This window comes from Lentzea sp. NPDC092896 (assembly GCF_044754905.1).
GTDB lineage: Bacteria > Actinomycetota > Actinomycetes > Mycobacteriales > Pseudonocardiaceae > Lentzea.
Window position 1 is genome coordinate 116,571 of the sequence record NZ_JBIVPX010000013.1, and the last position, 11,564, is coordinate 128,134.

General features: G+C 67.3%; 14 protein-coding genes. 7 read left to right on the forward strand and 7 right to left on the reverse strand.

Translation table 11 applies throughout. The features are described from left to right. The first annotated feature begins 34 nt into the window (after positions 1–34). The 4 genes from ACIQF0_RS42805 to ACIQF0_RS42820 all read left to right on the forward strand — a co-directional run bounded on the left by ACIQF0_RS42805 (position 35) and on the right by ACIQF0_RS42820 (position 2,910). A complete protein-coding gene (locus ACIQF0_RS42805; protein ID WP_401039875.1) occupies positions 35–997 on the forward strand; it encodes a DUF6923 family protein in 963 nt (320 codons plus the stop codon). Between the two features lie 197 nt (positions 998–1,194). Further along, positions 1,195–1,368, forward strand: a complete 174-nt coding sequence (locus ACIQF0_RS42810; RefSeq protein WP_360043339.1) for a hypothetical protein — start codon at positions 1,195–1,197, stop codon at positions 1,366–1,368. A gap of 144 nt (positions 1,369–1,512) precedes the next feature. Beyond that, positions 1,513–1,941: a CBS domain-containing protein gene (locus ACIQF0_RS42815; RefSeq protein WP_360043342.1), complete on the forward strand. Its 429-nt coding sequence runs from the start codon at positions 1,513–1,515 to the stop codon at positions 1,939–1,941. Positions 1,942–1,968: 27 nt separating this feature from the next. Continuing rightward, complete coding sequence (locus ACIQF0_RS42820; RefSeq protein ID WP_401039878.1) at positions 1,969–2,910, forward strand: MBL fold metallo-hydrolase; 942 nt, start codon at positions 1,969–1,971, stop codon at positions 2,908–2,910. Positions 2,911–3,013: 103 nt separating this feature from the next. On the opposite strand, the gene ACIQF0_RS42825 is transcribed toward ACIQF0_RS42820, so the two are convergent. Further along, positions 3,014–3,559, reverse strand: a complete 546-nt coding sequence (locus tag ACIQF0_RS42825; protein WP_401039881.1) for an SRPBCC domain-containing protein — start codon at positions 3,557–3,559, stop codon at positions 3,014–3,016. Then, a complete protein-coding gene (locus tag ACIQF0_RS42830) occupies positions 3,543–3,890 on the reverse strand; it encodes an ArsR/SmtB family transcription factor (RefSeq protein WP_401039884.1) in 348 nt (115 codons plus the stop codon). Before ACIQF0_RS42830 ends, ACIQF0_RS42825 begins: the two co-directional genes overlap by 17 nt. 77 nt (positions 3,891–3,967) lie before the next feature. On the opposite strand from ACIQF0_RS42830, the gene ACIQF0_RS42835 reads away from it, so the two are divergent. Together ACIQF0_RS42835 and ACIQF0_RS42840 are read left to right on the forward strand one after the other, a co-directional pair. Then, positions 3,968–4,933 (forward strand): DUF3500 domain-containing protein, encoded by a 966-nt coding sequence (locus ACIQF0_RS42835; RefSeq protein WP_401039886.1) that lies wholly within the window; start codon positions 3,968–3,970, stop codon positions 4,931–4,933. Further along, positions 4,911–5,588 (forward strand): endonuclease V, encoded by a 678-nt coding sequence (locus ACIQF0_RS42840; protein WP_401039887.1) that lies wholly within the window; start codon positions 4,911–4,913, stop codon positions 5,586–5,588. The genes ACIQF0_RS42835 and ACIQF0_RS42840 overlap by 23 nt, the downstream gene beginning before the upstream one ends. Here ACIQF0_RS42840 and lspA read toward each other — a convergent pair. From lspA to ACIQF0_RS42855, 3 genes are read right to left on the reverse strand one after another with little or no spacing between them, the layout of a single operon-like run. Next, a complete protein-coding gene (gene lspA, locus ACIQF0_RS42845) occupies positions 5,560–6,045 on the reverse strand; it encodes a signal peptidase II (RefSeq protein ID WP_360043356.1) in 486 nt (161 codons plus the stop codon). The genes ACIQF0_RS42840 and lspA overlap by 29 nt on opposite strands. Before the next feature lie 49 nt (positions 6,046–6,094). Next, on the reverse strand, positions 6,095–6,562 hold the full coding sequence (locus ACIQF0_RS42850) for a YybH family protein (RefSeq protein WP_401039890.1): 468 nt from the start codon (positions 6,560–6,562) through the stop codon (positions 6,095–6,097). A gap of 4 nt (positions 6,563–6,566) precedes the next feature. Continuing rightward, complete coding sequence (locus ACIQF0_RS42855; RefSeq protein ID WP_401039892.1) at positions 6,567–7,865, reverse strand: 6-phospho-beta-glucosidase; 1,299 nt, start codon at positions 7,863–7,865, stop codon at positions 6,567–6,569. A gap of 326 nt (positions 7,866–8,191) precedes the next feature. Here ACIQF0_RS42855 and ACIQF0_RS42860 point away from each other — a divergent pair, with 326 nt between their 5' ends. Next, positions 8,192–10,216 (forward strand): helicase, encoded by a 2,025-nt coding sequence (locus tag ACIQF0_RS42860; RefSeq protein ID WP_401039894.1) that lies wholly within the window; start codon positions 8,192–8,194, stop codon positions 10,214–10,216. Here the strand turns inward: ACIQF0_RS42860 and cutA are convergent. Together cutA and add are read right to left on the reverse strand one after the other, a co-directional pair. Further along, positions 10,199–10,513 (reverse strand): divalent-cation tolerance protein CutA, encoded by a 315-nt coding sequence (gene cutA / locus ACIQF0_RS42865; protein WP_401039895.1) that lies wholly within the window; start codon positions 10,511–10,513, stop codon positions 10,199–10,201. The genes ACIQF0_RS42860 and cutA overlap by 18 nt on opposite strands. After that, entirely contained in the window at positions 10,510–11,511 is a 1,002-nt protein-coding gene (gene add / locus ACIQF0_RS42870; protein ID WP_401039897.1) for an adenosine deaminase, read from the reverse strand. Before add ends, cutA begins: the two co-directional genes overlap by 4 nt. Between the last annotated feature and the right edge of the window lie 53 nt (positions 11,512–11,564).

The following is an 11,564-nucleotide window of genomic DNA, read 5'->3' on the forward strand; positions in this document are numbered from 1 at the left end:
GACGTTCACGAAAGTGGACGTCTCATCCGGTGGGGTGACAGAAGTAGCCCGCCTGGACTACGCGGTGAACGCACTGGGGTACTCAGCGACGCTGGGCCGTCTGGTCGGTCTCACGTCCAAGGGTCATCACTGGTGGAAGAACCCCTCCCATGTCGTGCTGATCGACACCAAGGGCGTGGTCAACGACCTCGGACCTGTTGACGCGCACTGGTTCCGCACCGACGATGTGTCGGCGGGAGCGGTCGTCGGCACCACGTTCTACGTGCGCGACACCGCCCGGCTGCACGCCATCGACATCGACCCGGCCAGCCCGGCCTACCTCAAGATCGTGCGGACCGTCGTGCTGGACTGGCCCGCTCTCACACTCGACGACTTCACCGCCGACCCGGCGACCGGCAAGCTGACCGGGGTGTCGGCCGCGGGCTGGGGGCCGGGCGAGGTCGTGTCGTTCGATCCGGTGTCCGGGCGCGTGCAGAACAGGACGGAGATCGCCGGCCTGCCCGGCAAGTCCACCTACGGCGCCGTGGTGATCGACGCCGCCGGCACCGTCTACGCCATCAACAACGGCTACAACGGTTCTAGCCGCCTATACCGCGTCACGAGCACCACGGCGGCGGAGCTCTCGACGGGTCCGCAGATGGGCCTGATCGACGCGGCGGGCTGCCTGCCGAACCCGATGCCGCCCCGCGTCGAACCTCCCGCTCCCCGCCCCGAGGTACCGGCTCCGCCACCTCCCGCCCCTGGCGTTCCTCCTGCTCCGGTCCCGGCGCCCGTGCCGATCGTGCGGCAGCCGCCTCCGGTCGCCACGACCCCGCCGTCTTCCGTTGCGCCGCAACCGGTGCCGGTCCGCGCCGCGCGTCAGAGGACCGAGCCCCGCCAGGAACTCGCGGCCGATCCGGAGACCACTCCGCTGACCAAGTCCCGCAAGTGGGCGGTGGTGACCGTCATCCTCGTGATGTTCGGCGCCGGAGCGGCAGCCGCTCGCGCACGGGGCTAGTTAATTCGGTTGGCGTGCGGCGACGGCGTCGCTAACGTTGCGGACATGCGCCTCATCTGATGAAGCCCCGCAGCGCTCTTGACGCTGCCCTCGCGACCTCGTCGTCGCGCGCCTCCGGTGACCCACGAGCGGGTCCATCTCTCACGGCTGTTTTTCGCCGTGCCCTTTGCACGCCCTCTTCGCGAGGAGGCTTTCGCATGCCTGACACCACCCAACCCCAACCCCAGCCCGAGCCGGGCAACCGCGCCGCGCGTCGTGCGCAGAAGCGGGGCAAGCAGGACCAGAACGCGCACTTCCAGCCGCCGCAGCTGCGCGCGCCGTTGGTCCAGCCGCGCCAGTTCGCGACCCGTCGCCGCGGAGGAACCGCGTAGCCGACGCCGAACCAGGCGCGACACCGGCAGGGGACGCGTTCGCTCGAACGCGTCCCCTGCTCTCTTCGTGGGTTCGATCTCCCGTTCTGTCCGGATCCGATCTAGCCTGAGTTGCTACCGGACCGACAGGATCGGAGGCGCCAGATGCGGATCGCTGACGTTTTGCGTGCCAAGGGAACGGCGGTCGCCACAATCGACCCGGACGTTCCGGTGTCCGAACTGCTCAGAGCGCTCGCCGAACACAACATCGGCGCGATCGTCGTCGTCGGTTCTTCCGGCGTCGCGGGGATCGTGTCGGAGCGCGACGTGGTGCGTCACCTGCACGAAGTGGGCGTTGACCTGCTGTCTTCTCCCGTGTCGGCGATCATGACCGCCGACGTCTTCACCTGTTCGCCGTCGGACACGGTGGACAGCCTCACGGTCGTGATGACCGAGCGGCGCTTCCGTCACGTGCCCGTGCTGTCCGACGGGCAACTGGTCGGGATCGTCAGCATCGGCGACGTGGTGAAGAGCCGGATCGGGCAGCTCGAACAGTCGCAGGACCAGCTGCAGGCCTACATCGCCCAAGGCTGACCCGAGCCACTCACTACGCTGGATCGGGTGAAACCTTCTCCTGGTCAGCCCGGACTCGTCCCAGAACTGGTGGAGGTCGCACCGGGAGTCCACGCCTACATCCAGCCCGACGGGTCCTGGATGATCAACAATACCGGCGTCGTCGTCGGCTCCGACGACACGCTGCTGCTCGTGGACACCACGTCCACCGAGGCACGCAACCGCGCGTTGCTCGCCTCGGTGGCGTCGGTGTGCCCTGCCGAACCCCGCTACGTGATCAACACCCACCACCACGGCGACCACACCTTCGGCAACTGGCTGATGCCACCGTCGACCGTGATCGTCGGCCACGACGCGTGCCGCGAAGAGGTGCTCGCCGCCGGCCTGCTCGCCGCGCAGGTCCTGACCGGCCCGGACTACGGCCACATCGAGGTCCGTCCGCCGTCGCTCACCTACGCCACGTCCCTGACGCTGCACCTGGGCACGCGGGTGGTCGAACTGCACCACCCCGGCCCAGCGCACACCCGCGGCGACACCGTCGTGTGGCTGCCGGCCGAACGCGCCCTGTTCACCGGCGATCTGGTCTTCGCGGGCGGCCAGCCGTTCCTCGCCGAGGGCAGCATCCACGGCTACCTGTCCGCGCTCGAGTTCCTGCGCTCGTTCGACGCCGAGGTGGTCGTCCCCGGTCACGGTCCGCTACTGCGAGGCCCCGAGATCAACCGCGTCCTGGACGACCTGGTCGCCTACACGACCTATCTCTCGGAACTCGCCACGTCCGGCCACGCCGCCGCCAAGACCCCGATGGAGGTCGTCCGCGAGGCGGCGGAGTCGCGCTTCTCGTCGTGGCAGGAGTCCGAACGCCTGGTCGGCAACCTCCACCGCGCCTACCACGAACTGGACGGCAAGCCTCTCTCCGAACGCCTCGAGCTCCCTCGCGTCTGGATGGACATGATGGAACTCCACGGCGGCCCCATCGCCTGCCACGCCTAGCCCAACCCATATATCACTTCCCACAACCGCCTGACCTGCTGCTTAGCAATGGCTCTTTGGACCTCGTCGTCAAAAGAGCCATTGCTAAACCAGGTTTCACGTTCTAGACGGCCTGGCCGATGCCGGGCGGTTCGGGGACGTTCTCGGTCTTGGTGCCTGACGGCATCGCCCACATGAAGGCGCGCATCATCGCGTACTGGAACCTCAGGCCGGCGCCGACGTCGCCGGACTCCACGACCTGCTTGAGCGCGGCGAGGATGCCCTTCCAGGTGGCGTCGACCTTGTCGAGCCGCTTGACGCCCTCTGGCCAACCGGAGTTGCGCAGCGTGACACGCGTGCCACCGTCAACCTCTTCGAGCTCCCACGAGACGACGGTCCACGGGTCGTCGCGCATGGTGAGCCGCTGCGTGTGGGAGAGCAGCCGCGGCGGGTCTACCTCGACGACGCGGCCGACGACGAAGACCCGCTTCCCGTCGGTCGACCGGTAGTACAGCGGCGCGCCCGGCTCGAGCGCGGAGTCGAGAATCGCGTCCATCATGGCGCGCTGCTTGCCGTCGAGTTTGGTGATCTCCGCCCAGACCTGGTCGATGGGCGCGGCGATCACGATGCTGTGCAACAGCTCGGTGCCGGGTTCAGCCAACGTCCTCATCCTCCTGTCCGGCGCTCTCGACCGTGAACTTCAGGCCGACCAGCGCCGCTGCCCAGTTCTCCTCGTAATGCGCGACCCACCGCTGGTGAATCTGCTGGATGGGCACGGGATTCAGGTGGTTGACCCGCTTCCGGCCCCGCGGCTCCACGAGCACCAGATCGGCCTCGCGAAGCACACCGAGGTGCTGCATGACGACGTGCCGGCCGGTCTCCAACTCGTCGACCAGCTCTCCCGTGGTGCGCGGTCCCGCGCGCAGGACGTCGAGGATCGCGCGCCTCAGCGGGTTCGCGAGGGCGCGCCAGACGGCGTCATCGTCATGTGGCAACTTCATTACGTAAGGTTTTTAACACCTAAGTGCGCCCATGTCGAGCATCGGAACATCGACCTCAAGGCCTATAAGTTCGAGTGATGCTGCACGACGTCGCTGACGCCACGCACCAATATATTAATTTGCTCGCCGGTGACCAGCGCGAACATGCGATTCGCCAGATCACTGATGACGACCTCAGGCACCGCTGGGCGTATACACCCGGTACACGCTCTGGACTCGCGCTCGGCGAACTCCGGCGGGACCAGCGCAAGGCGGTACACGGCATGCTCGCGACCGTGCTCAGCCCGCACGCCTATGCCCAGGCCGCAGCGGTGATGGCGCTGGAAGACGTGCTCGACCACCGCGAAGGCGGACGCCGCGACCGGCACAGCGGTGACTTCTGGACCGTGCTCTTCGGTGGGCCCGGCAGCGACGAGCCGTGGGGTTGGCGCGTCGAAGGACACCACCTGTCGGTGAACGTCGTCATCGCCGACGGCCGTGTCTCCGCGACACCGTTCTTCCTCGGCGCGAACCCGGCCCGCGTCACCTACCGCGGCCGCGTCGTCGCCCAGCCACTGCGACTGGAAGAGGAACTCGCCCGCGAACTCCTCGGCCGCATGGGCCCGACCGCCCGCCGCCTGGCCGTCGTCTCGGACACCGCGCCACACGACATCCGCACCGGTAACGCGCCACGAATCAGCCCGTCCGAACCGGTCGGTGTGACCCCGGCCCAGCTCGGCAAACCCGCTGCGGAGCTGCTCGTCGACATCGTCCGCTTCTACCTCGACCGGCTCGCGTACGAACTGGCTGACGAGGAGTTCGCCCAGATCGACCCAGAGCGCCTGCACTTCTCGTGGGAGGGTTCGCTGCGCCGAGGCGAGGGCCACTACTACCGAGTCGAGGGCCCGGAACTGCTCATCGAGTACGACAACACGGCCAACGAGGCCAACCACGTCCACACAGTCTGGCGTCGCCATTCAGGTGACTTCGGCGACGACCTACTTGCGGCTCACTACGGCGCGTCACGGCACACTGTCGCCCGTGGAGTGGACCAGAACGGTTGACCCGAGAATCGACGCCGCCGTGGCAACACAGGAGCGCCTGCGCATCCAGGTGATCACCACCAGCGCCCCTGACCTGCGCATAGACACCGTCGCAGGCCTGGACGTCGGCTACCGTAGCAATGACACAGTTGTGGGCGTCTGCGTGGTGTTCGATGCAAAGACGCTGGTCGTCCTCGACGAGGTCGTCGTCGAGGACACGACGGACTTCCCATATATTGCCGGGCTCTTCGCGTTCCGCGAGATGCCCGTTCTGCTGCGCGCTCTCGATCAGGTGACTGTCGCGCCCGACCTGTTGGTCGCGGACGGTCAGGGCCTCGCACACCCGCGCCGCTTCGGCCTGGCGTGCCATCTCGGCGTGCACACCGGGATTCCGAGCATCGGCGTAGCCAAGAACGCGATGGGCGCGTTCGAGCAGCCAGGCCATGCCCGCGGTTCGATGAGCGACCTCGTCATGGGCGGCGACAACGGCGACGAGGTCGTCGGCAGGGCGCTGCGGACCCAGGACGGCGTGAAACCCGTCTTCGTGTCGGTCGGCCACAAGATCGACCTGGACCGGGCGTGCGCCGAGGTGCTGCGCCTGGCTCCGCGCTACCGGCTGCCCGAGACGACCCGTCGCGCCGACACGCTCACGAAGCAGGTTGCTTCGTCGGGGTGAAGCTCAGCAGCACGAGCAGAATCGCACCGCCCACCAGCGCGATGTCCGCGACGTTGCCGACGAACCAGCCGTTGTAGTCGATGAAGTCGACGACGTGCCCGCGCGCGAAGCCCGGCGGCCGGAACAGCCGGTCAAGCAGGTGGGTGGTCGCGCCACCCAGCATCAACGCGAGTGCGATCGCTCGCAGCTTCGACTGCGGCTGCATGCCGTACCGGGCGAGCATCACGACGGCGACGGCCGCGACGATGGTGAAGATCCACGTCGACCCCGCACCGATCGAGAACGCGGCGCCGGGGTTGTAGAGGAGCCTGAGCTGCAGGAACTCCCCAAGAACGGGAATGGGCGCGCGGCCGGTCAGCGCGCTCTCGGCCCAGAACTTCGTGGCCTGGTCCAGCAGCAGCACGAGCACGGCGATGCCCATGACGAGTGGCACGCGGCGAGAGGTGGTGGTGTCCATTTGCGGACGAGCGTAGTTAAGAACACCGCCACTCGGCATCAGACCCTGGTCACTCCTTGAACGCGTCGACGTCGTCGACGTCGGCTGCAGCGAGAAACTCCTCCTCCAGCGTCGCTGACCGCTCGTCGGTGTCGTAGTCGACGCAGATCCGCCACCGTCCGTCTGCGCGTCGCGAATACGTGTGGAAGCGGCCGTAGAACGTGCGCCCGTCGCCATCCGCACGCGTCGACACGAGCTGGAAGATGCCGCGCTCGCTCGCGACGTCGTTCGCCGCGATGCGCTCGACGAACCGGAACGTGATGCTCACCGAGCTGCCGCGGTCAGCGAGCTCGGCGAACCACTTCTCCGTCTGGTCCGCGTACTCGGTGAACCCGAACACCTGTTTCGCCGGGCCGCCCGCGCGAATCAGCTCCGGCGAGTACAGGTCCAGGAACGCCGGCGCGTCCAGCCGTGCGTAGAGGAGCGGGAACGGATGCCAGACGTCGTCGTTGAGTTGCCTCAACAGAGTGGTGTCCACGACCTCAGAACGTAGCGCGAAAGACTCCGGACAGAAGTGGATGTGCGTCAACGATCTTGCGAGCGACGCTGACGGAGTCGACGAGCGGATGCAGCGCCAACGCCTTCACGGCGTGCGCACGCTCACCGCTGATGGCTGCCTTGATGGTGGCGCGTTCGACGACCTTGAGCGCGGTGACGAGTCCGACGCCTTCCTCCGGCACCTGGCTGACCGAGACGGGCCGCGCTCCGTTGGCGTCGACAAGGCTCGGCACCTCGACGATGGCGTCCGCGTCGAGACACGACAACGTCGTCCCGTTCGGCACGTTGAGGATCAGGGTGGCTCGCTGGTCGGACGTGATGGCGTGCATCAGGTCCAGGGCGACCCGCTCGTAACCGCCGCCGTCGAGGTCGTCGCTGTCGCGTTCGTCGTCGCGGGTCTCGGCCATGTAGGTCTGCTCGCGTTCGAGACGGGTTCGTTCCCAGCTCTCCCACGAAGGCGCCGCGTAGAACTGTTTCTGCTGCTCCAGCAGGAATGCCCCGCGTGACGCGCCGGACTCCACCGCCTCACGTGTGAAGTAGTAGTAGTGCAGGTACTCGTTCGGGATGGCGCCCAACGTTCGCAGCCACTCCGCACCGAAGAGCTTGCCTTCCTCGAACGACTCGAGCCGCTCGGTGTCAGCGAGCAGGTCCGGCAGCACATCGCGCCCGCGCACGTGGACGCCCCGCAACCAGCCGAGGTGGTTGAGGCCGGCGTAGTCGAGCCACGCGTCTTCGAGACGGGCGCCGACCGCCCGTACGACCCGTTTGCCGAGCCCGACGGGGGAGTCGCAGATGCCGATGACGCGGTTGCCGAGGTGCGCCGACATCGCCTCGGTGACCATGCCGGCCGGGTTCGTGAAGTTGATGACCCACGCGTCTGGAGCGTGCACTGATATACGGCGTGCGATGTCGAGGGCGACGGGCACGGTACGCAGCCCGTATGCGACGCCTCCAGCCCCGACTGTCTCCTGCCCGAGCACACCGCAGCCCGCAGCGACGCTCTCGTCGGCCGCGCGTCCGTCAAGCCCGCCGACGCGAATCGCCGAGAACACGAAGTCCGCTCCGCGCAGTGCCTCGTCGAGATCGGTCGACGTCGTCACAGTCGGCGCATCCGATATATCAGTCGCGAGTTCGGCGAGGACGCCACCGATCGCGGCGAGCCGGGCGGCATCGAGGTCGTGCAGCACGACCTCGGTCACGCGGCCGGGCGAGCGATCGGCGAGCAGCGCGCGATAGACGAGCGGCACGCGGAAGCCGCCTCCGCCCAGGATGACCAGCTTCATGCCTTGACCACGTCCTTGAGGGCCTCTCCTTGCAGTGCGAGCCGCTTCGCTGGATCTTACATTTTCAGATGCGGTGGACGACGAATTGCCGGAGGACCTACCAGTGGCCTGCCGGGGGTTCCTCGGCCAGCGTCGACTCGTCGTCCTGCGCAATGGAACCTGGGGTCTGTGGTCACTCGCCGGGCTTGCTGACCTGGGCGGATCATCTTCGTCGCGGGATCTCTCGAAGGGTTCCACGCGCGACTGAAGTGTGATAAAAAGAATGGCTTTGCATTTTCGGAATTAATTTTCCGGGAAGACAGAATTATTGTATCACAGGGGGCAAGGTGTTGGCGAGCGAACAGGCACGGATCACCTCTCTGTATGAAAAGCTCGACAAAGAACGGAACAAAGCAGCGGCCGACCTTGCGGCCGCGCTGCGGGACACCGTCACCCAGCGACTGGACCGCGAGGCTTCAGTCGAGCTGCTGACCAGGGAAGTGGGGAAGTACCGGGCGGCGGAGGAAGGGTTGTGCTTCGGCCGCATCGACTCGGAGAAAGGCGACTGCACCTACATCGGACGAGTCGGGTTGTTCGACGACGACTTCGAACCGCTGCTGCTGGATTGGCGCGCGCCGGCCGCGCGCCCGTTCTACACGGCGACCGCCGCGAACCCGGAAGGTGTCGTGCTGCGGCGTCACTTCCGCGTTCGTGACCGGGAGCTGTGCGACTTCCACGACGACGAACTCCTGACCGACACGACCGCACTGCTCGACGCACTCAACGCGCCGCGGACCGCGACGATGCGCGACATCGTCTCGACCATCCAGGCCGAACAGGACGAGATCATCCGCTACTCGGGTCCCGGCGTGCTGGTGATCGAGGGCGGTCCCGGCACCGGCAAGACCGCCGTGGCCCTGCACCGCGTGGCATACCTGCTGTATACGCGCCGTGAACGCCTGTCGCGGCATGGCGTGCTGATCATCGGTCCGAACACCGGTTTCCTGCGCTACGTCGGCGACGTCCTGCCGTCGCTGGGGGAGACCGATGTCGTCTTCGCGACGCCCGGCGAGCTGTACCCCGGTTTCGTGACCGACGTCGAGGACACGGCACTGTTGCAACGACTGAAAGGCGATATATCGGTTCTGGACCTGCTAGCCGTCGCCGTCGCCGACCGGCAGGAGCTTCCCGACGAACCCGTCGAGATCGAGCTTGAGGACGTCATCGTCCCGCTCGACGCGCACATCGCCGCCCTCGCGCGAGAGAAGACCCGCTACTACGGCCTACCGCACAACGCCGCCCGCAAGTACTTCTTCCTCGCACTCGCCGAGGAACTCGTCGCGCCGGCGTTGCGGCTGATCGGCGTCGACTGGCCGGAGATCGAGGAGGACGTCCGCCACGAACTTCGCCACAGCTCCGCGTTGCGCGACGTCGTCGACAGGCTGTGGCCGCTGCTCACACCAGAGAAGCTGCTAGCCGACCTGTACGCAGGCCGCTGTTTCCGGATCGGCGCACCGGAGCTGTACCGGCCCGACGCCGAGGCGTGGACGGTGTCCGACGTGCCGCTTCTGGACGAGCTCGCCGAACTGCTCGGGTCCGACGGCGCAGCGGAGCGCGCGGCCCGGCGAGAGGAGGAAGAGCAGCTCGATTACGCGCGAGGCGTCATGGACGTCCTGTCGATCGACAGGCGTGCGGACTCCGACGAGTACATCGTCACGGACTTCGTCAACGCCGAGGTGCTGGCCGCCCGGCATGAAGTTCGCGACCAGCGCACCCTCGCAGAACGCGCCGCCGGTGACCGCACGTGGACCTACGGCCACGTCGTCGTGGACGAAGCGCAGGAAATGTCCGCGATGGACTGGCGCGTGCTGCTGCGCCGATGCCCCAACAGGTCCATGACCGTCGTCGGCGACCTGGCCCAGCGCCAGGCAGCGGGCGGCGTGCGGAGCTGGGGGTCGGTGTTCGAGCGGTTCGCCTATCGCCGGCTGGAGGTCAACTACCGCACGCCCGGTGAGATCATGGCCGTCGCCACTCCGGTCCTGAAGCTCGTCGACCCCGACGCGTCGGCGCCGGTATCGGTGCGCACGGCCGGCGTACGTCCGTGGGCCCGCCGCGTCACTGATATATCGGCCGCAGTGCGCGACGAACTCGACGCGCACGCTGACGCACACAACGAGCGCACGATCGCCGTCATCGGCGAAGGCTGGATGCCTCCGCGCGCGTCGAAGGGGCTGGAGTTCGACGTCGTCCTCGTCGTCGAACCGCACCGCATGTCGCCCAGCGAGCTGTACGTGGCGCTGACGAGGGCGACGCAACGGCTCGGCGTCCTGCACACCGAACCGTTGCCGCGTCACCTAAGAGGTCTCCTCTGAGACCCACGCCAGGTAGTCGTCGTTACCTCCGGTCACGGGGGTGACGACGACCTCGGGCACGTCATAGGTGTGATGCGTCTTGATGTGCGCGACGAGATCGTCGACGCGGATGGTGGACGTCTTCACGACGCACTGCCACTCCGCGTCGACGCGCACCTCGCCGTCCCACCGATAGACGCTGCGGATCGGCACGATCTGCACGCACGCGCCAAGCCGTGCCTCGATCACGCCCTTCGCCAGCGACTCCGCGGCCTCGGCGGAATCGACCGTCGTCGTCACCACGCTCACATCACTCACAGCGCGTCGATCTCCTTCAGCACCTGATCCTTCAGTTCGGCCGGCGCATACGACGCCCGCACCGCCGCCCGTGCGAGATCGGCGAGCTCGTCACGGCCGAACCCGAACCTCTCGTGGCACAGCAGGTATTCGCGGTCGAGATCGGTGTGGAACATGCCGGGGTCGTCGGTGCTGATCGTCACCGGCACCCCCGCTTCCACCAGCCGAGGCAACGGGTGCTCGTCCAATGACTTCACCGCACCCGTGCGGATGTTCGACGTTGGACACACCTCTACTACGACGCCCTCGTCGGCGAGATGCCGCACCAACTCGGGATCCCGCACTGCACTGACGGCGTGCCCGATCCGTTCGGCGCGCAGATCGCGCAACGCGGCCCAGATCTCGCTGGGCGGCGTCGTCTCACCGGCGTGCGGCACCATGCGCAGCCCGGCATCGCGTGCCATCGCGAACGCCTCGCGGAAGTTCGACCTCGGCGAGTCCGACTCGAATCCACCCAGCCCGAACCCGACCAGCCCGTCCGGCCTGTACTCGGTCGCGAACCGCGCACTCGTCATGCCCCAGTCGCGGTCCCAGATTCCGGGAACGTCGAAGATCCACTGCAACGCCACACCGTGCACGGCGAGCGCCTCGTCGCGGCCCGCCTGCAATGCTTCGACGAGTTCGTCGGGTGCGATGCCCGCCCGCAGGTGACTGGTCGCGCTGATCGTCAGTTCTGCATATCGGATATTGGCCCGTGCGGCGTCACGCGCGTATCCGACGATCAGGGTGCGGACGTCCTCGCCGGTGGTGACGAGGTCGTTGACGATGCCGTACACGTTGATGAAGTGCCGGAAGTCCCTGAACTCGTAGAACTTCCGCAACGCGTCCTCGTCGGCCGGCACCCGTCCGCCGGGGTGGTTGCGGGCGAGCGCGAGGACGGTGTCGACGGAAGCCGCGCCCACCAGGTGGACGTGCAGCTCGGCTTTCGGCAACGCGTGGACGAAGTCGGAAATGTGCACGGTCCATGCTCTCAGGTCAAGGGCCGTTCGACGGGTGACATGTCTTGCAGTCA